Source organism: Pseudomonas sp. MDT2-39-1, assembly GCF_054898085.1.
This window is the reverse complement of record NZ_CM142716.1, coordinates 5,559,490-5,583,929: the sequence shown is the minus strand read 5'-3', so window position 1 is coordinate 5,583,929 and position 24,440 is coordinate 5,559,490. Positions and strand designations below refer to the sequence as shown.

Annotated in this window: 20 protein-coding genes and 1 pseudogene; 13 read left to right on the top strand and 8 right to left on the bottom strand. The window is 59.6% G+C overall.

Annotation, left to right across the window (positions count from 1 at the left end):
• The first annotated feature begins 244 nt into the window (after positions 1–244).
• Positions 245–1,240 (top strand): IS110 family RNA-guided transposase, encoded by a 996-nt coding sequence (locus tag ACYZTM_RS25965; protein WP_131063537.1) that lies wholly within the window; start codon positions 245–247, stop codon positions 1,238–1,240.
• A gap of 74 nt (positions 1,241–1,314) precedes the next feature.
• On the opposite strand, the gene ACYZTM_RS25960 is transcribed toward ACYZTM_RS25965, so the two are convergent.
• Positions 1,315–2,544, bottom strand: a complete 1,230-nt coding sequence (locus tag ACYZTM_RS25960) for an acyl-CoA dehydrogenase (RefSeq protein WP_131061998.1) — start codon at positions 2,542–2,544, stop codon at positions 1,315–1,317.
• A gap of 176 nt (positions 2,545–2,720) precedes the next feature.
• Between ACYZTM_RS25960 and ACYZTM_RS25955 the strand changes: the two genes are divergently transcribed.
• The 3 genes from ACYZTM_RS25955 (at position 2,721) to ACYZTM_RS25945 (ending at position 5,393) form a co-directional block, all read left to right on the top strand.
• Positions 2,721–3,650 carry a LysR family transcriptional regulator gene (locus ACYZTM_RS25955; protein WP_046056408.1) on the top strand — a complete coding sequence of 310 codons (930 nt, stop codon included), beginning with the start codon at positions 2,721–2,723 and terminating at the stop codon, positions 3,648–3,650.
• A gap of 211 nt (positions 3,651–3,861) precedes the next feature.
• Positions 3,862–4,263, top strand: a complete 402-nt coding sequence (locus ACYZTM_RS25950) for a MerR family transcriptional regulator (protein ID WP_131061997.1) — start codon at positions 3,862–3,864, stop codon at positions 4,261–4,263.
• Between the two features lie 230 nt (positions 4,264–4,493).
• The gene (locus tag ACYZTM_RS25945) at positions 4,494–5,393 is read left to right on the top strand and encodes a hydroxymethylglutaryl-CoA lyase (RefSeq protein ID WP_131061996.1); all 900 of its coding nucleotides are present in this window, start codon (positions 4,494–4,496) and stop codon (positions 5,391–5,393) included.
• A 671-nt stretch (positions 5,394–6,064) separates the two neighbouring features.
• Here the strand turns inward: ACYZTM_RS25945 and ACYZTM_RS25940 are convergent.
• Positions 6,065–7,762, bottom strand: coding sequence for an AMP-binding protein (locus ACYZTM_RS25940; RefSeq protein WP_461985372.1), 1,698 nt, complete (start codon positions 7,760–7,762; stop codon positions 6,065–6,067).
• A gap of 236 nt (positions 7,763–7,998) precedes the next feature.
• Between ACYZTM_RS25940 and ACYZTM_RS25935 the strand changes: the two genes are divergently transcribed.
• From ACYZTM_RS25935 to ACYZTM_RS25920, 4 genes are all read left to right on the top strand, one after another.
• Positions 7,999–9,162, top strand: coding sequence for an isovaleryl-CoA dehydrogenase (locus ACYZTM_RS25935; protein WP_131061994.1), 1,164 nt, complete (start codon positions 7,999–8,001; stop codon positions 9,160–9,162).
• Positions 9,163–9,174: 12 nt separating this feature from the next.
• The gene (locus tag ACYZTM_RS25930) at positions 9,175–10,782 is read left to right on the top strand and encodes a carboxyl transferase domain-containing protein (RefSeq protein WP_131061993.1); all 1,608 of its coding nucleotides are present in this window, start codon (positions 9,175–9,177) and stop codon (positions 10,780–10,782) included.
• A gap of 130 nt (positions 10,783–10,912) precedes the next feature.
• The gene (locus ACYZTM_RS25925) at positions 10,913–11,728 is read left to right on the top strand and encodes a gamma-carboxygeranoyl-CoA hydratase (RefSeq protein WP_131061992.1); all 816 of its coding nucleotides are present in this window, start codon (positions 10,913–10,915) and stop codon (positions 11,726–11,728) included.
• Positions 11,728–13,683, top strand: a complete 1,956-nt coding sequence (locus ACYZTM_RS25920) for an acetyl/propionyl/methylcrotonyl-CoA carboxylase subunit alpha (protein WP_461985369.1) — start codon at positions 11,728–11,730, stop codon at positions 13,681–13,683. The genes ACYZTM_RS25925 and ACYZTM_RS25920 overlap by 1 nt, the downstream gene beginning before the upstream one ends.
• Before the next feature lie 40 nt (positions 13,684–13,723).
• Here ACYZTM_RS25920 and ACYZTM_RS25915 read toward each other — a convergent pair whose 3' ends face one another.
• Positions 13,724–14,371 (bottom strand): LexA family protein, encoded by a 648-nt coding sequence (locus tag ACYZTM_RS25915; RefSeq protein WP_461985367.1) that lies wholly within the window; start codon positions 14,369–14,371, stop codon positions 13,724–13,726.
• A gap of 129 nt (positions 14,372–14,500) precedes the next feature.
• On the opposite strand from ACYZTM_RS25915, the gene ACYZTM_RS25910 reads away from it, so the two are divergent.
• Complete coding sequence (locus tag ACYZTM_RS25910; protein ID WP_131061989.1) at positions 14,501–14,839, top strand: DUF6124 family protein; 339 nt, start codon at positions 14,501–14,503, stop codon at positions 14,837–14,839.
• A gap of 484 nt (positions 14,840–15,323) precedes the next feature.
• Positions 15,324–16,475: a M14 family metallopeptidase gene (locus ACYZTM_RS25905; protein ID WP_131061988.1), complete on the top strand. Its 1,152-nt coding sequence runs from the start codon at positions 15,324–15,326 to the stop codon at positions 16,473–16,475.
• Between the two features lie 43 nt (positions 16,476–16,518).
• Here the strand turns inward: ACYZTM_RS25905 and ACYZTM_RS25900 are convergent, their stop codons facing one another.
• Together ACYZTM_RS25900 and ACYZTM_RS25895 are read right to left on the bottom strand one after the other, a co-directional pair.
• The gene (locus ACYZTM_RS25900; RefSeq protein ID WP_131061987.1) at positions 16,519–17,064 is read right to left on the bottom strand and encodes a cytochrome b; all 546 of its coding nucleotides are present in this window, start codon (positions 17,062–17,064) and stop codon (positions 16,519–16,521) included.
• Positions 17,061–18,152: a catalase family peroxidase gene (locus tag ACYZTM_RS25895; protein ID WP_461985364.1), complete on the bottom strand. Its 1,092-nt coding sequence runs from the start codon at positions 18,150–18,152 to the stop codon at positions 17,061–17,063. The genes ACYZTM_RS25900 and ACYZTM_RS25895 overlap by 4 nt, the downstream gene beginning before the upstream one ends.
• Before the next feature lie 158 nt (positions 18,153–18,310).
• Here ACYZTM_RS25895 and ACYZTM_RS25890 point away from each other — a divergent pair, with 158 nt between their 5' ends.
• Both ACYZTM_RS25890 and ACYZTM_RS25885 read left to right on the top strand, forming a co-directional pair.
• On the top strand, positions 18,311–18,817 hold the full coding sequence (locus ACYZTM_RS25890; RefSeq protein WP_131061985.1) for an RNA polymerase sigma factor: 507 nt from the start codon (positions 18,311–18,313) through the stop codon (positions 18,815–18,817).
• Positions 18,814–19,566 carry an anti-sigma factor family protein gene (locus ACYZTM_RS25885; RefSeq protein ID WP_131061984.1) on the top strand — a complete coding sequence of 251 codons (753 nt, stop codon included), beginning with the start codon at positions 18,814–18,816 and terminating at the stop codon, positions 19,564–19,566. Before ACYZTM_RS25890 ends, ACYZTM_RS25885 begins: the two co-directional genes overlap by 4 nt.
• Positions 19,567–19,702: 136 nt before the next feature.
• On the opposite strand, the pseudogene ACYZTM_RS25880 reads toward ACYZTM_RS25885, so the two are convergent.
• Positions 19,703–20,527, bottom strand: a pseudogene (locus ACYZTM_RS25880) (IclR family transcriptional regulator).
• Positions 20,528–20,761: 234 nt separating this feature from the next.
• On the opposite strand from ACYZTM_RS25880, the gene ACYZTM_RS25875 reads away from it, so the two are divergent.
• Positions 20,762–20,884 carry a hypothetical protein gene (locus ACYZTM_RS25875; RefSeq protein ID WP_461989288.1) on the top strand — a complete coding sequence of 41 codons (123 nt, stop codon included), beginning with the start codon at positions 20,762–20,764 and terminating at the stop codon, positions 20,882–20,884.
• Positions 20,885–21,080: 196 nt separating this feature from the next.
• Here the strand turns inward: ACYZTM_RS25875 and ACYZTM_RS25870 are convergent, their stop codons facing one another.
• Together ACYZTM_RS25870 and ACYZTM_RS25865 are read right to left on the bottom strand one after the other, a co-directional pair.
• Positions 21,081–22,043 carry a Csu type fimbrial protein gene (locus tag ACYZTM_RS25870; RefSeq protein ID WP_131061983.1) on the bottom strand — a complete coding sequence of 321 codons (963 nt, stop codon included), beginning with the start codon at positions 22,041–22,043 and terminating at the stop codon, positions 21,081–21,083.
• Positions 22,040–24,397 (bottom strand): fimbria/pilus outer membrane usher protein, encoded by a 2,358-nt coding sequence (locus ACYZTM_RS25865; protein WP_461985361.1) that lies wholly within the window; start codon positions 24,395–24,397, stop codon positions 22,040–22,042. Before ACYZTM_RS25865 ends, ACYZTM_RS25870 begins: the two co-directional genes overlap by 4 nt.
• Positions 24,398–24,440 lie beyond the last annotated feature (43 nt).

The following is a 24,440-nucleotide window of genomic DNA, read 5'->3' as shown; positions in this document are numbered from 1 at the left end:
CGAGAGAGGTTACGCTTAAGGATTCATACAACAGCAAGTGCGTTTCTGGGGGAGGCCGATCGCTCCTGAAGGCAGGATTTGCTCCTGACCTTGTCTGTAGAGAGGCCCCCCCGCCTCATTGCCCACCACGAAGAGTATCGAGAAGCCGACAAGTCGGACTTCGCATTACAAGGTTGCAGTGGCATGAAGTTCGAGGTCGGGGGAACCAGGAGCAATCTTACCGAAAATCAGGGAAGTGAAAACCATGAATACTCATGTCGGCATAGACATTGGTGCCCGCACGTCTGCTATGGGATGGCGGCAGAACGGTAAAACATCAGGCCAGTGGGACATTCAGCACACCCCCAAGGGGCGTAAGGCTGCCGTGACCAAGATGTTGGGCCTCAAACCGCTGAGCGTGGTCATGGAGGCCACCGGCATTTACTACCTGGACCTGGCGATAGAGTTGCATGCCGCCGGCTTACCGGTCTCGGTGATCAACCCCAAAAGCTTCCATAACTTTGCCAAGCTGATGCTGCAAAACAGCAAAACTGACCAGATTGATGCTCAGTTGCTGGCCGAGTATGGCGAACGCATGGCGCCAAGACTGTGGGTGCCACCTACCGCAGATCAACTGATGCTGCGTGCGATTGGGCGCCATATCAACCGGCTGATTGGCCATCGGACCCGAGCCAAGAACGAGTTGCACGCACTACAAGCGACGCAAACGAGCGTTGAGCTGCTGATCGAGGATGAAAAAGATGCGATTGCAGCGCTAGACACACGGATTGATCGTTTGAAGAAGGCTGCACGCGAGGCCATCGCCAAATGCCCGGATCTGAGTTTGCAGTTTCGCTGCATGATGGCTGCACCCGGCGTGGGAGAGGCCTCGGCCATCGCAGCACTGGCTGAGTTGACGACACTTCCTGTGACGCTTAAATCGGCGCAGGTAAGCCGTTATGCAGGACTCGATGTAAGGCTGACCCAGTCAGGCACCAGCGTGAACCGGCCAGGGCGAATGTCCAAATGCGGCAACGCGTATTTACGGGCAGCGATGTTCATGCCGGCAATGACGGCAATTCGCTGTGATGAGAATGTGAAAGCCTTTTACGAGGCGCTGGTAGCCCGCGGCAAGAAGAAAATGCAGGCCATCGGAGCAGTGATGCGTAAATACCTGACCGGGTTATGGGCATGCATGCGTTCTGGAGAAGAATTTAATACGGCCAAGCTTTTTAGCGAAAAACATCTCGCGAAAGCTTGACCGTGAACAGAGTATCTACAGGGTTCGGTGATCTGTAGGAGCGAGGCTTGCCCGCGAAGAACGATAACGCGGTCTTACTGCCCGCTACGCATCATCTCTTTCGGCAGGTACTTGCCAATCTCGAACTTGCCGATCGCCGCCCGGTGTACTTCGTCCGGGCCGTCGGCCAGGCGCAGGGTGCGCTGCATCGCATACATGTAGGCCAACGGGAAATCGTTGGAAACCCCTGCCCCGCCATGGATCTGGATCGCCCGGTCGATCACCCGCAAGGCCACGTTCGGCGCGACGACCTTGATCTGCGCGATCTCGCTCTTCGCCACCTTGTTACCGGCAGTGTCCATCATGTACGCCGCTTTCAAGGTCAGAAGGCGTGCCATGTCGATTTCCATCCGCGAGTCGGCGATCTTGTCGATGTTGCCACCCAGACGTGCCAGTGGTTTACCGAACGCGGTGCGGCTGACCGCACGTTTGCACATCAACTCCAGCGCACGCTCGGCCATGCCGATCGAACGCATGCAGTGGTGAATCCGGCCAGGGCCAAGGCGTCCTTGAGCGATTTCGAAGCCGCGTCCTTCGCCCAACAGGACGTTTTCGTACGGCACGCGGACGTTTTCAAACAGCACTTCGGCGTGGCCGTGAGGCGCGTCGTCGTAGCCAAACACCGGCAGCGGACGAACAATCTTCACGCCTGGGGCATCCACCGGCACCAGAATCATCGAGTGCTGGGCATGACGCGGCGCGTCCGGATTGCTCAGGCCCATGAAGATCAGAATCTTGCAACGCGGGTCGCAGGCGCCTGAGGTCCACCACTTCTTGCCGTTAATCACCCACTCGTCGCCGTCACGCACGGCGCGGGCGGCCATGTTGGTGGCGTCGGACGAAGCCACGTCCGGTTCGGTCATGGCGAACGCCGAGCGGATCTCGCCGCGCAACAGCGGTTCGAGCCAGCGTTGCTTCTGTTCTTCGTTGGCGTAACGCACCAGCACTTCCATGTTGCCGGTGTCCGGTGCGGAGCAGTTGAAGGGCTCAGGGCCGAGCAGCGAGCGGCCCATGATTTCCGCCAGTGGCGCGTATTCGAGGTTGGTCAGCCCGGCGCCGAGTTCGGACTCAGGCAGAAACAAATTCCACAACCCTTCAGCCTTGGCCTTGAGTTTGAGCTCTTCCATGATTGCGGTCGGCTGCCAGCGATCGCCTTCGGCGACCTGACGCTCGAACACCGCTTCGGCGGGGTAAACGTAGGTGTCCATGAACGCGGTCACGCGCTCACGCAGTTCTTGCACCTTGGGCGAATAAGCGAAATCCATGGGCAGCTCTACCTTTTTGACTGGGTTCAGAGGAGTTGTTCAGGTCATGCAATCGATGCTAGAACAGCTACGAAAATTTACCTAGCCTATTCTCGGCGTGTATTAACATTCATCACCGATATATGATCGGGTGATCATCAAGGCCAAAAACGCCCTTACAACAAGAGAGCCGCGTAATGAATCTGAGCAAGGTCGACCTCAACCTTTTCATCGTCTTCGACGCGATCTACACCGAAGCCAACCTGACCCGCGCCGGGCAGATTGTCGGCATTACCCAGCCTGCCGTCTCGAACGCTCTGGCCCGCCTGCGCGAGACCTTCAATGACCCGTTGTTCGTGCGCACGGCGCAGGGCATGGTGCCGACGCCGATGGCGCAGAACATCATCGGGCCGGTGCGTAATGCCCTCTCCCTGCTGCGGGTGTCGGTGCAGGAAAGCCGGATTTTCAACCCGTTGCAGGCGGTCAAAACGTATCGCATCAGCATGACCGACCTGACCGAAGCGGTGATTCTGCCGCCGCTGTTCCAGCGCCTGCGCCGCCTCGCGCCGACGGTGATCATCGAAAGCTTTCTGTCCAAGCGCCGCGAGACCACCAAGGAGTTGGCGGCCGGGCGTCTCGACTTCGCGGTGGATGCGCCGCTCAACACTGACCCGCAAGTGCGTCACGTCAAGTTGATGGAAGACCGTTACGTGTGTGCGATGCGCAAGGGCCATCCGCTGGCGGGCAAAGAGAAACTCACCCTCGATGATTATCTGTCGCTGACGCACATCCATATTTCCAGCCGCCGCAGCGGCCTGGGTCATGTCGACCTGGCTCTCGGAAAAATGGGCATCCAGCGCAAAATTGCCCTGCGTTCCCAGCATTACCTGATGGCGTCCCAGGTGTTGCAGCAGACCGACATGGTCATGACCGTGCCGGAACGCTTTGCACGCCGCCATGACTTGTACTCGGTGAACCTCCCGGTCAACGACGTGCCGCCGGTGGAAACTCACCTCTACTGGCACGAAAGCACCGACCAGGACCCGGCCAACCGCTGGATGCGCGAACAGATGATCGAGTTGTGCCAGCAAGTGACGGCGCATGAGAAGAAGCTCGATAAGGTGTAGGGCTTTGGACCGAGTAATCGTTCTTCGCGGGCAAGCCTCGCTCCTACATCAGATTTTCTGTGAACACAAAATTTGTACATTGCAGAGATCCCCCCTGTAGGAGCGAGGCTTGCCCGCGAAGAGGCCAGTGATATCAATGAAGATCCATGCCCCTTGACGTAAACGTCAACCTGCCATTAGCTTAGCGCAATGACCTTTTTCGAGCGCTTCCATGAGCAGCCAGACCTATAGCATTTCCGACCTCGCCCGCGAGCTCGACATCACCACGCGGGCCATTCGCTTTTATGAAGAGCAAGGCCTGCTCAGCCCTGAGCGTCGTGGCCAGGAACGCGTCTATACACCCCGTGACAAGGTCAGCCTGAAGCTGATCCTGCGGGGCAAGCGCATTGGCTTCTCCCTGGCCGAGTGCCGCGAGCTGATCGAACTCTACGACCCCACCGGCGGCAATCAAAAACAGCTGCAAACCATGCTGAGCAAGATCGCCGAGCGCCGCGAACAGCTTGAGCAGCAGATGCTCGACATCGAGCAGATGAAGCTGGAACTGGACACGGCGCAAGAGCGCTGTACCCAGGCGCTGGAGCAGACGATCAAGAGCCAGCAGCTCGTTCAATAATCACCCCAGATACCTGTAGGAGCGAACTGTGGCGAGGGGATTTATCCCCGTTGGGTCGCGAAGCGGCCCCTAAAACCTGAGACCACGTGTCTCAGATAAACCGAATTCACCGGTTTAGCGACTGCTTCGCAGCCGAACGGGGCGGTGCGACGTTTCGATAAATCCCCTCGCCACAGTTCGCTCCTACAGGGTTCTGTGAACATTCATATCATTTCAACAGGTCGATTCCCATGTCCCTACCCACTCACGTACGCCTGGTCGAAGTCGGTCCTCGCGACGGTCTGCAAAACGAAGCCCAACCCATCAGCGTTGCGGACAAGGTGCAACTGGTCGACGCGCTGACTGCGGCGGGCCTTGGCTATATAGAAGTCGGCAGTTTCGTTTCGCCCAAGTGGGTGCCGCAAATGGCCGGTTCCGCCGAAGTCTTTGCGCAGATCCAGCGCAAACCGGGCGTGACCTATGGCGCACTCGCCCCCAACTTGCGCGGGTTTGAGGATGCAATGGCGGCCGGGGTCAAGGAAGTCGCGGTGTTCGCGGCGGCCTCCGAAGCATTTTCCCAGCGCAACATCAATTGCTCGATCAGCGAAAGCCTGGAGCGCTTCGTGCCGATCATGGACGCCGCCAAGCAACACGGCGTCAGCGTGCGCGGTTACGTGTCCTGCGTGTTGGGTTGCCCTTACGAAGGTAACGTTGAGCCTGCACAAGTTGCCCGGGTCGCTCGCGAGCTCTACGCCATGGGCTGCTATGAAGTCTCCCTGGGCGACACCATCGGCACCGGTACCGCCGGCGCGACCCGCAAGATGTTCGACGTGGTCTCGGCCGATGTGCCGCGTGAAAAACTGGCCGGGCACTTCCACGACACTTATGGCCAGGCCATGGCCAACATCTACGCCAGCCTGCTGGAAGGCATCTCGGTGTTCGACAGCTCCATCGCCGGCCTCGGCGGCTGCCCGTACGCCAAGGGCGCCAGCGGTAACGTCGCCACCGAAGACGTGGTTTACCTGCTCAACGGCCTCGGCATCGAGACCGGCATTGATCTGGACGCTTTGATTTTGGCCGGTCAGCAGATTTGCACCGTGCTGGGGCGACCAACCGGTTCGCGCGTGGCCAAGGCTCGCAGCGCACAGTGAGGCGTGCGGGTGTTACCGCTGCGTCTGGAACGTGGGGCACAAGCGAGTAACACGGAAACAAATTGTCTGGTTTTGTCCGAACGAAAAATCCGACAAAACCTTAAATAGTTGATTTATAACGATTTTTTAAAGTTGGCACGGCTTCTGCTATCTCTACTGCATAACAAGAACAAAAAAAGCGGCAAACCTAATAAAAATAAGACGTAACGACTCTGACATAACAAAAACAACACGGCAGAGACGCAGCTAACAGATTTTTTTGGAGAGGATGTGCTTTTCAGGGTGCTTTTCGGAGTAACCCGCAACCGGGCAGAGAACAATAAAACTACCTTCAGGTAGCTCCCGAACTGGTTGGATCGCTCAGCGAAAAAGCAGGTCAGCGCTCAAAAAAATACGTTTGCTCTTGATCCCGGATGGGGATCGACAAAAACAGCAGTAAAGGGCCACGGTCACTAAAAACAACAACAGACCGCCCCTCAATAATAAAAAAAGAGCACGCGCAACGACAAAATTAAAGGGGAGCTTCGGCTCCCCTTTGTGCTTTCCGGCGTTCAAGTATTCCACCATTCCTTGTGGGAGCGGGCTTGCTCGCGAAGGCGGTGTATCAGCCGACGACATCGCTGACTGACCCTCCGCCTTCGCGAGCAAGCCCGCTCCCACAGGGGATTGCGTCAGGCTTTGTTGATTTGCAATTCCTCGATACTGATCTCGCGCATCCGAAACTTCTGAATTTTCCCCGTCACGGTCATTGGAAATTCTTCCACGAACTTGAAGTAACGTGGCGTCTTGAAGTGCGCGATGCGTTCCTTGCACCAGGTTTGCAGTTCCTGTTCGGTAGCACTGTGGCCCGGGTGGAATTTGATCCAGGCGACAATCTCTTCGCCATAGCGCGAGCACGGAATCCCGATCACCTGCACGTCCGCCACCGCGGGATGAGTAAAGAAAAACTCTTCCAGCTCACGCGGGTAAATGTTCTCACCGCCGCGGATGATCATGTCCTTGTTACGCCCGGCAATGCACACGTAGCCTTCGTCGTTCATGCTCGCCAGATCACCGGTGTGCATCCAGCCTGCCTGGTCGATAGCTTCCGCGGTGCCTTGCGGGTTGTTCCAGTAACCGAGCATCACGCTGTAACCGCGGGTGCAGAGTTCGCCAATGGTGCCGCGCGGCACCAGATTGCCGGCCTCATCGATGATCTTGCTTTCCAGCTGCGGCTGGGTCCGGCCAACGGTGGTGACGCGCAGTTCCAGTTCGTCTGACGGACCGGTCTGCAATGACACGGGGCTCGTTTCCGTCATGCCGTAGGCAATCTGCACCTCGCTCATGTGCATATCACTGATGACCCGGCGCATCACTTCGATCGGGCAGGTCGCCCCGGCCATGATCCCGGTGCGCAGGCTCGACAGATCGAATTCGGCGCGTGCGGGCTGATCGAGCATGGCGATGAACATGGTCGGCACGCCGTAAAGTGCGGTGGCCTTTTCTTCGGCGACTGTGGTCAAGGTCAAGAGCGGATCGAACGCATCGTTGGGATAAATCATGGTGCTGCCGTGGGTGATGCAGCCGAGGTTGCCCATAACCATGCCGAAGCAGTGATACAGCGGCACCGGGATCACCAGGCGATCATCGGCTGTCAGCCCGAGGCTTTCGCCGACCATGTATCCGTTGTTGAGAATGTTGTAGTGACTGAGGGTCGCGCCTTTCGGGAACCCGGTGGTGCCGGAGGTGTACTGGATGTTCACCGCCTGATCGAAATGAAGGCTGTCCTGGCGTTCGCGCAACTGTTCGGCGGACACGCTGGCGGCGAGATCGGCCAGCTGCGACCACGGCAGGAAACCCGACGGTGGTTGTGCATCCAGACTGATGACGCCGCGCAATTGCGGCAGGCGCTCGCAGTGCAACTTTCCGATGGATTGCTCCGCCAGTTCGGGCATCAGGCCTTGCAGCATCCCGTGATAGTCGGAGGTCTTGAAAGCACCAGCGCAGACCAGCCATTGGCAGCCGGATTGCTTCAACACGTATTCGAGTTCGGAACTGCGATACGCCGGGTTGATGTTGACCAGGATCACACCGATTTTCGCGCTGGCGAACTGGCTGATGCACCACTGCGCGCAATTCGGCGCCCAGATACCGAGGCGGTCCCCGGTCTGCAGGCCCAGCGCCAACAGGGCTCTGGCGTGCAGGTCGACGGCGTCGGCCAGTTGCTGCCAGGTGTAGCGCACGTTTTGATGGCGCACGACCAGCGCCTCTCCGGCCGGGTACTGCGCGACCGTTTTGTCAAATGCCTGACCGATGGTCATCGCCAGTAACGCTTTATCCTGGGAACCACGGGTGTAGCTGCGCTGCGGGCTTGCACTGGGTTGATCCATGACGACCCCTATTGTCTTTATTGTAGGAGCGAGGCTTGCCCGCGAAGGGAGCACTGCGGTGTAACTATACGACCGCGTTATCGTTCTTCGCGAGCAAGCTTTGCTCCTACAGAGTCGCTCAAGTTGACGTTAACGTAAAGGGTGATTGACAGCCATTCGTCACAGGCTTACGTTAACGTAAAGGTGAGAGCCGATTGACGGTCTCACCAACCGATAAAAAAGCCAAAAGGTGACCCATGAGCTACCCATCCCTGAACTTTGCCCTCGGTGAAACCATCGACATGCTGCGCGATCAGGTTCAGTCCTTCGTCGCCAAAGAGATCGCCCCGCGCGCCGCTCAGATCGACATCGACAACCTGTTCCCGGCCGACCTGTGGCGCAAATTCGGCGACATGGGCCTGCTGGGCGTTACCGTGCCGGAAGAGTATGGCGGCGCTGGGCTGGGTTATCTGGCGCATGTGGTGATCATGGAAGAAATCAGCCGCGGTTCGGCGTCGGTCGCCCTGTCCTACGGCGCGCACTCCAACCTTTGCGTCAACCAGATCAACCGCAACGGCAATCACGAACAGAAAACCAAATACCTGCCGAAGCTGATCAGCGGCGAGCACATCGGCGCCCTGGCGATGAGCGAACCGAATGCCGGTTCCGACGTGGTGTCGATGAAACTGCGTGCCGACAAACGCGGTGATCACTACGTGCTCAACGGCAGCAAAACCTGGATCACCAACGGTCCCGACGCTAACACCTACGTGATCTACGCCAAGACCGACCTGGAAAAAGGCCCGCACGGCATCACCGCCTTCATCGTCGAACGTGATTCAAAAGGCTTCAGCCGCAGCAACAAATTCGACAAGCTCGGCATGCGCGGCTCCAACACCTGCGAGCTGTTCTTCGATGACGTCGAAGTCCCTGAAGAAAACATCCTCGGCATCCTCAACGGCGGCGTGAAAGTGCTGATGAGCGGCCTCGACTACGAACGCGTTGTCCTGTCCGGTGGCCCGACCGGGATCATGCAGGCCTGCATGGACCTGATCGTTCCCTACATCCACGACCGCAAGCAGTTCGGCCAAAGCATCGGCGAGTTCCAGCTGATCCAAGGCAAAGTCGCCGACATGTACACCCAACTCAACGCCAGCCGCGCCTATCTTTATGCGGTGGCCCAGGCCTGCGAGCGCGGCGAAACCACCCGCAAGGACGCCGCCGGCGTGATCCTCTACAGCGCCGAACGCGCCACACAAATGGCCCTCGACGCGATCCAGATTCTCGGCGGCAACGGCTACATCAACGAATTCCCGGCGGGTCGTCTGCTGCGTGACGCCAAGCTGTACGAAATCGGCGCCGGCACCAGTGAGATCCGTCGCATGCTGATCGGTCGCGAACTGTTCAACGAAACCCGCTAAACGGAGCTGTCCATGGCTATCCTGCATACCCAGCTCAACCCCCGTTCGGCGGAGTTCGCGGCCAACAGCGCGGCGATGCTCAAACAGGTCGACGCCCTGCACACCCTGCTCGCCCAAGTGCAGCAAGGTGGCGGCCCGAAGGCGCAAGAACGCCATACCTCGCGGGGCAAGTTGCTGCCTCGTGAGCGAATCAATCGTTTGCTCGATCCGGGCTCACCGTTTCTCGAGATCAGCCAACTGGCGGCTTATGCGGTCTACGGCGAAGACGTTCCGGCGGCTGGCGTGATTGCCGGGATTGGCCGTGTGGAAGGCGTCGAATGCATGATCGTCGCCAACGACGCCACGGTGAAAGGGGGTTCGTACTACCCGCTGACCGTGAAAAAACACCTGCGTGCCCAGACCATCGCCCAGCAAAATCGCTTGCCGTGCATCTATCTGGTGGACTCCGGCGGCGCCAACTTGCCGCGTCAGGATGAAGTGTTCCCGGACCGCGAGCACTTTGGACGGATCTTCTTCAACCAGGCCAACATGAGCGCCATGGGCATTCCGCAGATCGCGGTGGTCATGGGTTCCTGCACCGCTGGTGGCGCCTATGTGCCAGCGATGGCCGACGAAGCGATTATGGTGCGCCAGCAGGCCACCATTTTCCTCGCCGGCCCGCCGTTGGTGAAAGCGGCGACGGGTGAAGTGGTCAGCGCTGAGGACCTCGGCGGGGCCGATGTGCACTGCAAGATTTCCGGTGTCGCCGACCATTACGCCGAAAGCGATGAACACGCCTTGGCCATTGCGCGACGCAGCGTCGCCAACCTCAACTGGCGCAAACTCGGCGAACTGCAACAGCGCACACCGATCGCCCCGCTCTACGCCAGCGATGAGCTGTACGGCGTGGTCTCGGCTGATGCCAAGCAACCGTTCGATGTGCGCGAAGTGATCTCGCGGCTGGTCGACGGTTCGGTGTTCGACGAATTCAAAGCGCTGTTCGGAACCACCCTCGTGTGCGGCTTCGCCTATTTGCACGGTTACCCGATCGCGATCCTCGCCAACAACGGCATCCTGTTCGCCGAAGCCGCGCAGAAAGGCGCGCACTTTATCGAACTGGCCTGCCAGCGCGGCATACCGTTGCTGTTCCTGCAAAACATCACCGGTTTCATGGTCGGCCAGAAATACGAGGCCGGCGGCATCGCCAAGCACGGCGCGAAACTGGTGACCGCCGTGGCGTGTGCCAAGGTGCCGAAATTTACCGTGATCATTGGCGGCAGTTTTGGTGCCGGTAACTACGGCATGTGCGGGCGGGCTTACGACCCACGCTTCCTGTGGATGTGGCCGAACGCGCGCATCGGCGTGATGGGCGCCGAACAAGCGGCGGGCGTGCTGGTGCAAGTCAAGCGCGAGCAAGCCGAGCGCAGTGGCCAGGGTTTCAGCGCCGAGCAGGAAGCCGAGATCAAGCAGCCGATCCTCGATCAATACGAAGAACAGGGCCACCCTTACTACTCCAGCGCACGGCTGTGGGACGACGGCGTCATCGACCCGGCGCAGACCCGCGATGTGTTGGCCCTGGCCTTGTCCGCGTCGCTGAACGCGCCAATCGAACCGAGCCGCTTCGGCGTGTTCCGGATGTGATTTTTTGTGGGAGCGGGCTTGTGTGGCGAGGGAGCTTGCTCCCGTTCGATTGCGAAGCAATCGTAAAACCGATATCGCATTCGCGGGCAAGCCTCGCTCCTACGAAATAGAGTTGTGGAGACGGACGAATATGAGCGACTTCAACACCCTCCAACTGCTGACCGACCCACGAGGTTTCGCGACCCTGTGGCTCAGCCGTGAAGAAAAGAACAACGCCTTCAACGCCGAGATGATCCGCGAACTGATACTCGCCCTGGACAAGGTCTCGACCGATGCCAGCCTGCGGTTTCTGCTGGTGCGCGCTCGCGGCAAGCATTTCAGCGCCGGTGCCGACCTGGCCTGGATGCAGCAATCGGCCGAACTCGATTACCACACCAACCTCGACGACGCCCGGGAACTGGCAGAGTTGATGTACAACCTCGCCAAACTGAAAATCCCGACGCTGGCCGTGGTGCAAGGCGCAGCCTATGGCGGCGCGCTGGGCCTGATCAGTTGCTGCGACATGGCGATTGGCGCCGATGACGCGCAGTTCTGCCTGTCGGAAGTACGCATCGGCTTGGCGCCGGCGGTGATCAGCCCATTCGTGGTGCAAGCCATCGGCGAGCGGGCGGCACGCCGTTATGCGCTGACGGCCGAACGTTTCGGCGGGCAACGGGCGCGGGAAATCGGCCTGCTGTCGGAGAGTTATCCGGCCGCGGAACTGGAACAGAACGTCGAACAGTGGATCGATAACCTGCTGCTCAACAGCCCGGCGGCCATGCGTGTCAGCAAGGACTTGCTGCGTGAAGTCGGCAACGGCGCGCTGACCCCGGCACTGCGCCGTTACACCGAGAATGCCATCGCCCGCATCCGCGTCAGCCCCGAAGGCCAGGAGGGCCTGCGCGCCTTTCTGCAAAAGCGTCCGCCGAGCTGGCAAGCCCCGACCACCACCAAGGAGCCGCGTTGATGAGCGCACCTGTTCTCACCACCCTGCTGGTGGCCAACCGTGGCGAAATCGCCTGCCGGGTCATGCGCACCGCCAAGGCGTTGGGCCTGACCACCGTGGCCGTGCACAGCGCCACGGACCGTGAAGCCCGGCACAGCCGTGAAGCGGATATCCGCGTCGACCTCGGCGGCAGCAAAGCCGCTGACAGCTATCTGCAAATCGATAAATTGATCGCGGCGGCCAAGGCCAGCGGCGCTCAGGCGATTCACCCCGGTTATGGCTTTTTGTCCGAGAACGCCGGGTTCGCCCGTGCCATTGAAGACGCCGGCCTGATCTTCCTCGGCCCGCCCGCCTCGGCCATTGACGCGATGGGCAGCAAGTCCGCCGCCAAAGCCCTGATGGAAACCGCCGGCGTGCCCTTGGTCCCCGGCTATCACGGCGAAGCTCAGGACTTCGACACCTTTCGCGACGCCTGCGAACGCATCGGTTATCCGGTGCTGCTCAAAGCCACGGCGGGCGGCGGCGGTAAAGGCATGAAAGTGGTTGAGGACGTCAGCCAATTGGCCGAAGCCCTGGCCTCGGCGCAACGCGAGGCGAAATCCTCGTTTGGCGATTCGCGGATGCTGGTGGAGAAATACCTGCTCAAACCGCGTCACGTGGAAATCCAGGTGTTCGCCGATCAGCACGGTAACTGCCTGTACCTCAACGAACGTGACTGCTCGATTCAGCGTCGCCATCAGAAAGTCGTCGAAGAAGCGCCCGCTCCAGGCTTGAGCCCGGAACTGCGTCGCGCTATGGGTGAAGCCGCCGTGCGTTCGGCACAGGCCATCGGCTATGTCGGTGCCGGTACCGTGGAGTTTTTGCTGGATTCGCGTGGTGAGTTTTTCTTCATGGAGATGAACACACGCCTGCAGGTCGAGCACCCGGTCACCGAAGCGATCACCGGCCTTGACCTCGTGGCCTGGCAGATTCGCGTGGCTCGCGGTGAAGCGCTGCCGATGACCCAGGCCGAAGTGCCGTTGATCGGCCATGCGATTGAAGTGCGACTGTATGCCGAGGACCCGAGCCATGACTTCCTGCCGGCCACCGGGCGTCTGGCGTTGTATCGCGAATCGGCCGAAGGCCCGGGACGTCGGGTCGACAGCGGTGTGGAAGAAGGCGATGAGATCTCGCCGTTCTACGACCCGATGCTCGGTAAGCTGATTGCCTGGGGCGAGGACCGTGAACAAGCGCGGCTGCGGTTGTTAAGCATGCTCGACGAGTTTGCGATCGGCGGGCTCAAGACCAACATTTACTTCTTGCGCCGTATCATCGGCCATCCGGCGTTTGCGGCGGCAGAACTGGATACCGGTTTTATTCCGCGTTATCAGGAGCAATTGCTGCCAGAGCCTGCGGACCTCAGTGACGAATTCTGGCTAGCCGCCGCTCAGGCGTTTGCCCAGAGCCAGTCGGGTTCTCCGCGTGCTGATGACCTGAGTTCGCCTTGGGGTGTGGGCAATGGTTTCCGCGCCGGGCTGCCGAGGGAAATCACCCTACACTTGAGTTGCGAAGGACAAGACCGTGCGCTGACATTGGGTAACGTTGATGCCCACACCGCACAACTCAAGGGCGAGCAGCTGCTGACCGAGCACAACGGCGTGCGTCGCCAGCACCGGGCAATCCGTCGTGGCGACGTTGTGTATCTGCAATGGGAAGGTGAATTGCGCCGCATCGAGTCCTACGACCCGATCAGCGCCATCGAAGCCAGTCACAGTCATCAGGGGGGGCTCACCGCGCCCATGAACGGCAGCATCGTGCGTGTGCTGGTCGAGGCCGGGCAAACGGTCGAAGCCGGGGCGCAACTGGTGGTGCTGGAAGCGATGAAGATGGAGCACAGCATTCGCGCACCCCACGCCGGTGTGATCAAGGCGTTGTATTGCCAGGAAGGCGAGATGGTCAGCGAAGGCAGTGCGTTGGTCGAACTGGAAGAAGCGTGAAAATGAAGATCGGTCCTACGCATTGCGCGGACCGATCTGATTAGAACTTGGCCGTTGCCTGAACCACTACGCCGAGAATTCGGCACTCCTCGGTGAAAAGGGCTTTCGGATACGTCGGATTGAGCGGGACCAGGTAACGCTGCCCGCCCTCTTCGATCAGCTTGCGAAAGATCGCTTCAACACTGTCTGCCCATTGTACGATCACCAGCTTTCCGGGGTCCGGCACAATGGCCGGGTCCACCAGGATCATCATGCCCTCGGCAATGCTGATACCGCTGGGTGCGGTCATCGCGTCGCCGACCACCTCGAGCCAGAATGCCGCGCCCTGAGCGTGGTAATCGGTCAGTTCGAAACGCGGCTTGCCGTAGACCGATAGCTCACCGTCACGCACCTCGGCAGGCACGCGCCAGTCACTGACCGGATAACGAAAGTACGGGTTGTACTTTTGAGTCAGAGACATTTCGTCGTCCTGCAGCACTAAAGGCTCCCGAATCACCATCGCCACTTCCAGAAAATCCATCCCGAGCGCCCGCAAGACACGATTCATGTCCTCGATGCTCGGCTGACGGCGTTTATTCAGCCAGTGACCCACGCCGCCCTGGGACATCCCGAGGCGATCGGCGAGTACTTCCTGAGTGACTTTGAGCTCACTCATCTTGGTTTTGACCAACTCAATCCATTTATCCATGGGCGGCACGATACGTGGCGTACTCCGAGCAACAAAACACAAATTGTAGTATTTAAATTCTCGTCACAAATACAGTTCGTACTAGGATTGGTTCACGGATCTGAATCTATCACGGAGCTTGCCCTCGCCATGACGTTACCCAGCAATGACCTGTCGGATATGCAAATGGACACCACCCTCACCTCGCCCAAAGGCAATGCCGCCGCGCAAAAAGCCTTGGACTATTACTTGAAACCAACTGTGTCAGAAGCGGTGGTCGGGGAGCGATTTTTTGATGTGAACCCTGCCGTCAGCGGTGAAGAGGCGCTGGTGCATGCGTCGGACCTGTTGCGTTGTGCTGCGGCGACCGCCTACGAGTCGGCCAGCAACCTGCACGGTGCGAGTCGGGACCTGGCCTTTTCGACGGTGCATATGATCGACATGGCCAAGGCGATGATTGATCGTTCTTTACAGGGACAGAGCGTCTGAGTCAGACGCACGTTTTGAAGAAGACAGGAAAGAATTTTCCAATCGCGCAGATAAAATCATTTGACTTGCAAACGAGAATGATTATTATTGCATGCAGCTGGTCGCGAGATCAGTCGATGGACCAAGAGACCTTAGGTCGGTCTCCTGGACTATCTCCTCATCAGGCTAATCACGGTATTTGACCCGGCTTTTTGCCGGGTCTTTTTTTTGCCAGTTATTCTGGCTTTGGCTTCAGGCTAATGAAGTCTTCAGGTGTTGCGAATTCGATTGGCGCGGATGATATCAAAAGAATATCGAATGGCAAGAGAAGCCCGACATCATTGGCCCAAACTAATGAAAAACAGCACTTGAGAATCAATCGCACAGTCTCTAAGCTGCGTCTGCGTCAAGGAGGACGCCCCCACTTTCACCCCGCAATTTCCCCCGGTTTTTCCCTTCCCAGCGTGTAAAGTAGCAGCCATAAAATCATAATCAGGAATCGACTATGACCGTGGCTAAATCCTCTTTCGATATCAGCGCAAATTTCGACAGCGGCAACATTGAAGTACTGGACATCAGCAATCCACTTCAAGCGCTGCTGGCCATCAAACCAGACACCCGCAGCCAGCATTTCCAGTGGTTCCATTTCAAGGCCAGCGGTCTGCACGTCGGTCAGGAGCACTGGTTTCGTCTGAACAATGCCAGCAAGTCTTCATACAACAAGGCTTGGGACGGTTATCAAGCCGTAGCGTCCTACGACCACGTCAACTGGTTCCGCGTACCGACCATTTTCGAAGGCGACTGCCTGCGCTTCAGCCTTGAAGCCACCGCCACCCACGCCTGGTTTGCCTACTTCGAACCCTACAGCCGTGGCCGTCACGACTGGCTGATCGAGCAGGCGCTGACCAAGGCCGGCACTCAATTGCTGGCCACCGGCAAAAGCGCGGAAGGCCGTGACATCCAGTTATTGCGCAAAGGCACCGGCGCCGAGGGTCAGCGCAAGGTCTGGATCATCGCCCAGCAACACCCCGGCGAACACATGGCCGAGTGGTTCATGGAAGGCGTGATCGAACGCCTGGAAAAGCACGACGACCCGGTACTGAACAGACTACTGGCCAGCGCCGACCTGTACCTGGTGCCGAACATGAACCCGGACGGTGCCTTCCACGGTCACCTGCGCACCAACGCCATGGGCCAGGACCTGAACCGCGCCTGGCAGAGCGCCAGCCAGGAAATCAGCCCGGAAGTGCTGTTCGTTCAGCAGCAAATGGAAGCCTACGGTGTCGACTTGTTCCTCGACATCCACGGCGATGAAGAAATCCCCTACGTGTTCACCGCCGGTTGCGAAGGCAACCCGGGCTATACGCCGCGGATCGAAAAACTCGAAGAGCATTTCCGCAACCATCTGAAACACCTGACCAAGGACTTCCAGACCAAGCACGGCTACACCCGCGACGAACCGGGCAAAGCCAACATGACGCTGGCCTGTAACAGTGTCGGTCAGAAGTACGATTGCCTGTCGCTGACCCTGGAGATGCCCTTCAAGGACAACAACGACGCGCCCAACGCACTGACCGGTTGGTCGGGAAAGCGCTCCAGGCAATTGGGCAAGGACGTGCTGACGACTGTTGCCGATATGATCGATACCCTGCGCTGATCATCCTCGATGGCTGCATGCCCGGCATGCAGCCATGGCTCACTCAGCCGCGATCCTTCCCTCGCAACATGCTATCCAGCACATCATCGCGTCGCACCCAACCGTGAAACAGCGCTGCCGCCAGATGCAGCAGCACGGTCAGAAACAGCAAATACGCCAGATACCCATGAGCCTTGCGCAAAAACGCGAACATCTGCGCATTGGCTGGCAGGATCGAAGGCAACTGAATCGAATTGCTGAGCATCACCGGGTCCCCCGCCGCCGAGATCATCGCCCAGCCCAGCAGCGGCAAAATCAACATCAAGGCGTACAGCAAGATGTGCGAAGCCTTGGCTGCCAACGCCTGCCAACCGGGCAAGTCCGCCGGCAGTGGCGGCTGTTGCGTGGAAAAACGCACCACCAGACGCACAATCACCAGCAACAAAATCGCAACGCCCAAGGGTTTGTGCAGATGGATCAGCCACTCATGACGTTCGGACACCGAGGCCACCATCCCGGCGCCGATAAACAGCATCGCGATGACCATCAGCGCCATCAGCCAATGCAGCAGCCGCGCCAACGGCGCGAAATGGTTCGGTTGAGCGCTCATTGATGAGCCTCCTGTTTAGCGTTGGCGGCAGGCAACTGGCTGACTTCACTGGTGCGGCGCAGGTAGGAACTGGCGTACCCCGCTGAGCGAGCGGCGAGCAATGGGTCGTCGGAGCCTTCGATACCGGCCGGCAATACGAGCGGGTTGTAATTGATATCGCGGCACTCGCCACCGAGTTGCGGTTGAGTGCGTTCAAGCACCAGGGTGCCGGCGTTCACTACTTTGCGGCCGTCAGGCCAGGCCTTGCTGGCGTCGTTGACCGGATCACCGGGGTTCGCCAGGGTGATGTTCAACTGCCAACGCAACGGCCCGGCCGACAAACGCTGAACCAGGTCATTTTCAAGGAAGTCAGCCCCTTCAGGCGCCGTGGCACCGGCAGCATCCTGTGCAATCGGCGTCATGCTCCAGCGCACCGCTTGCCGTTGACCGGACGCATTGACCAAGTAAAACGCGTTGACGCTGTTGTAAGTCTCCGTCGCGTAACTGGCGGAAGGCTTGGCAGTCTTGATCCAGGCCAGAAACGGCGCGGCTTCCGGATGAGCACCAAAAAACGCCGGAACCGCCGCTGGATTGGGTTTACCCGTGGCCGGATCCGGCGACTGAGCCTGCTGCAATTTATAAAACGCTTCCGGCGTGCCCACCGGGAACACCGGCATGCTATTCATCCCGGTGCGCCATTGCTGGCCGTTAGCCTGAGTGAAACGCAACGCCATGCTGCGGATCGGCACGCTGCTGTCAGCAGCATAAGGATTGCCCGCAGGCAACGCGAAACGCCCGACCACCGGGGTTTTCGCCTCATTGAACACCTGCGCACTGGAGTAAGTGCGCGCCTCGCCGCTGCTCTCGAAATGCCCGATCACGCACACCCCTTTGGAGTGATTACGCCGGAACCCCGGGTGCACGCCATTGTTGGTTTCCAGCACGTTGATCAGTTTTTTCGGCGTCAGACGCTGTGGGTCAAAGGTGCCGTTGACGTAGGCAAAAGCCCCGGCCAACGCAGCAACCACCACAGCAATGCCGGTAAGGCGCAACGTCAGGCTTGCGGTACTCAGCGGTGGCCGGGTGGGCGGTGATGAACGATCTACCATGAATGACTCCAGGGCCATCGGCCACAAGTGAGAAGGATCAAGCAGACGTACGCCACAACACTTTATTCCATCGCCCGGTATTTATTTCTACAGGCGTGGAATAACCTCAAGTGCCGGGCGTCTTCCTAGTCCCAAGCGTAGTGACTAGTCAGAACTTCATGAACGATATCGACGAACAACTCAGAGAAATCATTCCCAGATTGCGGCGGTTTGGCGTGTCGTTGACACGCAATCCCAGCAGCGCGGACGATCTGGTGCAGTCGAGCCTGGAGCGCGCCCTCTCCAGTTGGGGCGACAAACGCCCCGAAGGCGACTTGCGCGCCTGGTTGTTTTCGATACTTTATCGACAGTTTCTCGACGCCCACCGACGCTCCCGGCGTTATGCGCGGATGCTCGAATTCTTTACCGGCCGCGACGATGCCCAACCGTCAGTAGAACGCACCGTGATCGCCCAATCGACGCTGCAAGCCTTCGACCGGCTCACCACTGAACAGCGCGCGCTGCTGCTCTGGGTGTCGGTGGAAGGTTTGAGTTATAAAGAGGTCGCCGAGATTCTCGACGTCCCCACTGGCACCGTGATGTCCCGCCTGTCCCGCGCCCGTCAGGCCCTGCGCCAACTCAGCGACGGCGAAATCACCAGCCCTTCTCTGCGGATACTCAAATGATCAGCATGCCCCCTAGCGAACGCGACCTGCACGCCTACGTCGATCATCAACTCAACGACGCCGACCGGCGCCTGGTCGAGACTTACCTGGCCAGCAATCCTGAAACCGCCGCACAAGTGCGCGCCTGGCAGCAGGACGCCCAACAACTGCGCGCGGCGATGAGCGGCGCGTTGCACTACACAGCCAACCTGGACCTCGACCCGGCGCTGATTCGCCAACGCCTAAAACGCCAGTCCCGCCGTCATCTGGCCAGCGCTGCGGTGCTCTTGATCGCGGTCAGTGTCGGCGGATTGAGTGGCTGGCAGGCGCGGGAAATGACGCTAACCAGCGCGTCACTGCCGATGACCGATGCCATGCAGGCTTACCGCTTGATCGCCCAGCAAGGCATCCTGCCAGCCGACTACAAGGTCAGCGATGACGGCGACATGCAGGGCTGGCTCGACCGTTATTTCACCCACGCCAACCGTCTGCCGGACCTGGCGAGTTCAGGTTACAAACCGGTCAGCGGCCGTTTGCTCAGCACCGAGCAAGGGCCGGCGGCGATGGTGGTTTACGAGGACCAGGGCGGGCACAAGATCAGCTTCTACGTGCGACCACCAGGACCGAAAAACAACCTGCTGCCCCGTGGCAGTCGAAGCGATGGCGAGTTGCAGGCCGAGTACTGGTCCGGCGCTGGCTACAACTATGCGATGGTCAGCCCGAGCGATACGCCAGCGGCGCAGATGCTCAAGCAGACCACCCAGTTCTGACCACACCACAATCCCTTGTGGGAGCGGGCTTGCTCGCGAAGGCGGTTTGTAATTCAACATTGATGTCGACTGATCCGGCGCTTTCGCGAGCAAGCCCGCTCCCACAAAGGGAATGGTGGTTATTTGGAGAGTGTGGTCAGCCCTGCCCAAACACCTGCGATGGCCGGCGCAACAACGGATCAAACGGATTGATCCGCGGCCCGATCAGCGCCGCTTCGCGCTTAAGCATGTCCACTACCGTCGGCAAACGGTCCGGCCCCAGCCGATCACTCACCGTGGCCACGCTCAACGCCGCCACGGCCCGTCCTTCGCGATCCAGAATCGGCACCGCCACACCGGCCATGCCTTGCAGCACGCCAGTGTTGCGCCCGGCATACCCCAGCGCGCACATTCTCGACTTCCGAGCGCAGGAACACCTCGCCGTACAGGTGAAAATCCTTGAGCCGCGGCAGGTTGTAATGGATCACCGTATCGCGCTCATCTTCCGGCAGAAACGCCAGGCTGCCCTGCCCCACACCCAGCGCCACCCGCCCGCCGATATCGCCGGTAAAGGTGCGAATCGGAAACGGCCCTTCACTGCGGTCCAGGCAGATCGCATCAAAACCGCTGCGTGCCAGTAAAAACAACGAATCCCCCAGTGAGGCCGACAGCCGCAACAACGACGGCCGCACCAGTTCGCGCAGATTTCCGGTGTTGCCAGCCCGTGCCGCCAGCGCAAAAAATCCAGGCTCAGGCGATAGCGTTTACTGCGAGCGTCCTGCTCGACCATGCCTTCGTCCATCAGGCTGCGCAGCTAGCGATGCGTGGTCGGTTGCGACAGACCGATGCGCTGCGCCAGTTGTGTCACACGCTCCCCGCCTTCAACCGTGTCGCCCAGGCTGCGCAACACCGCAAACAATCTGGAGACAGCCCCGACACCGACTTCATTGTTGTTTTCATTCCGCTCAATGGAATCAGGCATGTGATTTCTCGACGATAAATTTATTCACTGAATGAAACTGAAAATAGTCAGCGCTTCAGTGAAATAGGCCATTGATGTCTTCGTCCTACTTTGCGTCCAGACAGGGGCGATTCGAACAACAGCGGCAGCCGACTGAAGTCGAGCGCCAACGCACCCAGCAACATCTTTCGTATCTGCCCATACAAAAAAGCGCGCCTTCGGGCGACGCATAACAATCTCAGGTGGAGCGCAGTTATGGCTTTTGTGCAACTAGAAGGACTCGGCAGCGAGAAAGGCGAGTTCGTGTTTGACTGGGATCAGGTCAACGAACAGCGCCCGAAATGGAATGCGCGGTGGAATCGCAGTATCGAGCGGTAGCCGATCCCCACCCATAACGTTTGGAACGCTCCCCCTGTAGCAGCTGCCGAGCAGCGCGAGGCTGCGTTCGGCTGCGCAGCAGTCGTAAACTCAGGCAACCGGTTCTTTCAGGAAAACCGCGTAAACCGGGTTTACGACTGCTGCGCAGCCGAACGCAGCCTCGGCAGCTGCTACAGAGTCGGTGGTGTTTTCGACATCAAAACCCGACATCAAGGATCACGCTGTCCAGATAAGTCCCAGCCGGCGGTGTGGTCTGGTCGGTGTAGATTTTTGCGTTGTAGTTAAACACCTGGCTGCCCGTCCCCAAGCCATTGCCAGGGTTCACCTCCGCGTCGGAACTGGCCCGACGCGCACCGCCGACACTGCCCCAGCGGGTGGTGCCGGCACTTTTGAAGATGTCGTAGGCCAGGTAATTTGCACCCGAGATCATCCGTCGGCGCCCGCCGATACCGGCCGCATGCTGGCCGTCGTCCAGCCCCACGGTGTAGGCGCTGCCCTTGGTGCAGGCCAGGTTGATGGTCTGGCCGGTGACTGCAGTGAAGCCGCTGACCACCGGCGCACTGCCGAAACTGATGTTCGGTGCGGTGATGGTGCAGTCGTTGGCCACGGTCATATTGACGGTTACCGTCGCAGTGCCACTGCCGATGTCGCGCCCCAGGCAGATGCTGCCGGCACCGATGACCGCACAATAATTCCAGCTCCAGAAAATACTCAGGGTCTCGCTGTAGACGCCCGCCGCCACGTTGCTGCCAATGGTCGTTCGCAAATAAACGGGCGCGGTTTTCGGTATCACACTGCCCAGCAGGCCGAGCGCATCGATGATGCCATTGCGGGCGAAATCGAATGCCACGCCACGGGTGATCGGGTAGCTGGTGCTGTTGTCGGCATACAACGTATAGCCGATAACGTCCCCGGTCGGCCCGAGCAAGCCGGATTGAGTCGACGAGACGGTGGCGTAGAAGTGGTCATTGTCAGTCAGCAATGACAGCAGTGAGCCGGTGCAACTCAACCCCGCATTGGGGGTGGAACTGGCTTGAGCCGTGGTGCGCACCGCAATCGAACTCTGTGAACCGAACGCCGCCGCTGTGGTGCTGACCACGGAGCACAGCGCCCAGGCGCACCCCGGCAGCCATAGCGCCAACAACACCAGCCATTTCATTGGCACACCAACGGCCCGATCAGCGGGACCTGATCCTGATTCGAGTCCACGGCGAACTGCACCTGGCAGCTCTTTCCATCCGCCAGTGTCACCCGCAAGCTGTTGTGCTTTTGAAGGTTTTCCAGGTACACCAGACCGTCCCAGCCGACCACGGTTTGTGCGCCGCTCTGCTCGTGCACAACGTTGCTGCCCAAGGGCAATTCCCGTTGCTGTGCATCCACCAGCACGATGCTCGCAGCGATCACCTTGGTTAACGGAAACTCCAGCAGATAACCGCTGCCCCGGCGTACCGCGATCCGCTGCTCGACATTGTGGCTGCGCACGTTAGCCGGCAGATTCAGCGGATCGATTTCGTATTTGCCACGGTAATAGGCGCTGCTCCAGGGCACCAGCAAGTGGCCGTTGCGATCCGTCTGACCCACCTGCTGGTTTTCGTAGCGCACGGGAATGTCCGCGTAACCCTCGGTGCTGACCACCACAAAAGCATCGTCGATCCGGTTGGCCGCGAATACCTGACGGTCCATCCAGACCAACGAGCCACTGGCATCGGCCCAACGGGTTTCGGCGTCGCTGTTGCCATAGACACCCGCCTGCAACTGCACCGATTGCAGGCGCCAGGTCAGGTCAGCCTGACGATAATCCGGGCCATCGCCATGGGCGTAACCGAGGTTGAAGCCCACCCCGCCTTCGGTGGGCACCGCGCGGCTGTAGTTGACCCGCTGCTGGTTTTGCCCGGTCTTGCTGCGTTCGCTGCTGATGGCCAGACTGCCGCGCAGATCGAACGGGATCACCAGTTGCGCCTGCACCGCCCAGTTGCTGTCACCGATTTCGCGGTTGGCCGATAAGTAGAAACTGGTGTTGCGCCACAAGGGTTTGCTCCAGGTCAGGTTGAGCAACCGGGTGCGCGAATCATCCGCCGCACGCACGTCGAAATAACCGACGCCGAGGCTGCCCCACGTGTCGAGGTTGAGGCTCAGGGTCGCCTGTTCGCTGCGTGTGCTCAGGGTGGTGTAAGGGCTGTCGACCACGGTCAGGTCGGCGTACTGATCGCGACGTTGCAGGCGTTGCCAGGAAAAGCTGTAGCGCTGGCTGCTGTACTGATAGCCGAGGCTCAATTGCTGACCGTTTTCGCCTTCGAAACGGCTTTGGCTGAGCGCGGTGTTGAGCACCCCGAAATTGCCCAGTCGCAGGTTGCCGCCCATGCCGCCGAGGCTCAGGGAATCCGACGCTTCGGCATGGCTTTCCAGAGTGAAGTTATCACTCAAACCGTAACGCAGGCTGCCGGACGTGACACCGGGGCCGTAGCTGAAATCGCGGAGGCCGTAGTCTCGGCGCAAGGTGCCGGCGGCGACAGAAAAATCACTCAAGCCTTTTTGCAGCAAGCTGCTGGTGACGTAGAACGGCACCGTGGTCGAGACCTGGCGGCCCAGCGCATCCGTCGTGACCACAACCGCCTCTCCGGCGCCGTTGATGAACGGGATGTTGGTCAGTGTGTAAGGACCGGGTTGCAGCTCGGCGCTGCTGGATTTGTAGCCGTTGATGAACAGGTCCACCGAGGACGGCACGGCCGCTTCGCCGGCAAACTGCGGCAAGGGATAGGTCACCAGATCCGGGCGCACGCCGAAGTCACGGGACACTTGCGCCCCGCCCAGGCGCACCGAACTGCTCCACGATAGCGCGCCGCTGACCAGGTCGCCGGCCTCATAAGTCAGCAATCGCTCGTCATCGGAATAACGCCAGGTGGTGTCGTAGCGCAGGTAACCATTACTCAGCGTACTCACCGCCTCCCCCGACAATGTGCGGCGGTATTGCCCGGTGTTGGACAGCGTGCCCCAGCTGTCGAACAGCCGCACTTCGTTCCATGCCGCGAGGTAAGTGCCGGCGTCATCGGTGTCGTTGAGGTACAGGTCGTAGTTGAGCAAGGCCCCGAAACTGCTCAGGGCCGGGGTTCGCGGATAAGCTTGGCGGTTGCCGACGAACTGCTCCGGCAGCCAGTCCGGTGGCACCTCCAGCAGCAACCGTTGAGCGCCACTGTCGTACTCGCGGTGCAGGCCCGGGACGCTGTCGAGGTCGACTTCGGTGCCGGTGTTTTCGGGCAGTTTGATACCGGTGTCGCGCAATGCGCTGGCCGGTAGAAAGAACCGCCCGGCCCGTTGCTCAACCGCCACGACTCGTCCGGTATTCATTTGATTGACCACCAATTCCAGAAACAACTGTGCATCGGCCACAGCCTCCATGCCGCTGGGCGGTGGCGGCAGATCACCGGCCCCTGTTTGAGGGGCGAACACCAGCCAGTACGCGCAGCTCACTGCCCACAACGGCCGCTGGAAACTGCGAGCCAGGCCTTGGCTCATTCGCGCATTTGGTCCGTCTATGGACAGATTCCTCTTTGTCACA

What these genes read in the sequence shown, in the direction of transcription:
- ACYZTM_RS25875 (WP_461989288.1), top strand. Translation starts at nt 20,762, where the DNA reads ATGGCTTTTGTGCAACTAGAAGGACTCGGCAGCGAGAAAGGCGAGTTC.
- ACYZTM_RS25870 (WP_131061983.1), bottom strand. Translation starts at nt 22,043, where the DNA reads ATGAAATGGCTGGTGTTGTTGGCGCTATGGCTGCCGGGGTGCGCCTGG.
- ACYZTM_RS25900 (WP_131061987.1), bottom strand. Translation starts at nt 17,064, where the DNA reads ATGAGCGCTCAACCGAACCATTTCGCGCCGTTGGCGCGGCTGCTGCAT.
- ACYZTM_RS25955 (WP_046056408.1), top strand. Translation starts at nt 2,721, where the DNA reads ATGAATCTGAGCAAGGTCGACCTCAACCTTTTCATCGTCTTCGACGCG.
- ACYZTM_RS25930 (WP_131061993.1), top strand. Translation starts at nt 9,175, where the DNA reads ATGGCTATCCTGCATACCCAGCTCAACCCCCGTTCGGCGGAGTTCGCG.
- ACYZTM_RS25945 (WP_131061996.1), top strand. Translation starts at nt 4,494, where the DNA reads ATGTCCCTACCCACTCACGTACGCCTGGTCGAAGTCGGTCCTCGCGAC.
- ACYZTM_RS25950 (WP_131061997.1), top strand. Translation starts at nt 3,862, where the DNA reads ATGAGCAGCCAGACCTATAGCATTTCCGACCTCGCCCGCGAGCTCGAC.
- ACYZTM_RS25910 (WP_131061989.1), top strand. Translation starts at nt 14,501, where the DNA reads ATGACGTTACCCAGCAATGACCTGTCGGATATGCAAATGGACACCACC.
- ACYZTM_RS25920 (WP_461985369.1), top strand. Translation starts at nt 11,728, where the DNA reads ATGAGCGCACCTGTTCTCACCACCCTGCTGGTGGCCAACCGTGGCGAA.
- ACYZTM_RS25865 (WP_461985361.1), bottom strand. Translation starts at nt 24,397, where the DNA reads ATGAGCCAAGGCCTGGCTCGCAGTTTCCAGCGGCCGTTGTGGGCAGTG.
- ACYZTM_RS25925 (WP_131061992.1), top strand. Translation starts at nt 10,913, where the DNA reads ATGAGCGACTTCAACACCCTCCAACTGCTGACCGACCCACGAGGTTTC.
- ACYZTM_RS25935 (WP_131061994.1), top strand. Translation starts at nt 7,999, where the DNA reads ATGAGCTACCCATCCCTGAACTTTGCCCTCGGTGAAACCATCGACATG.
- ACYZTM_RS25915 (WP_461985367.1), bottom strand. Translation starts at nt 14,371, where the DNA reads ATGGATAAATGGATTGAGTTGGTCAAAACCAAGATGAGTGAGCTCAAA.
- ACYZTM_RS25905 (WP_131061988.1), top strand. Translation starts at nt 15,324, where the DNA reads ATGACCGTGGCTAAATCCTCTTTCGATATCAGCGCAAATTTCGACAGC.
- ACYZTM_RS25960 (WP_131061998.1), bottom strand. Translation starts at nt 2,544, where the DNA reads ATGGATTTCGCTTATTCGCCCAAGGTGCAAGAACTGCGTGAGCGCGTG.
- ACYZTM_RS25965 (WP_131063537.1), top strand. Translation starts at nt 245, where the DNA reads ATGAATACTCATGTCGGCATAGACATTGGTGCCCGCACGTCTGCTATG.
- ACYZTM_RS25885 (WP_131061984.1), top strand. Translation starts at nt 18,814, where the DNA reads ATGATCAGCATGCCCCCTAGCGAACGCGACCTGCACGCCTACGTCGAT.
- ACYZTM_RS25940 (WP_461985372.1), bottom strand. Translation starts at nt 7,762, where the DNA reads ATGGATCAACCCAGTGCAAGCCCGCAGCGCAGCTACACCCGTGGTTCC.
- ACYZTM_RS25890 (WP_131061985.1), top strand. Translation starts at nt 18,311, where the DNA reads ATGAACGATATCGACGAACAACTCAGAGAAATCATTCCCAGATTGCGG.
- ACYZTM_RS25895 (WP_461985364.1), bottom strand. Translation starts at nt 18,152, where the DNA reads ATGGTAGATCGTTCATCACCGCCCACCCGGCCACCGCTGAGTACCGCA.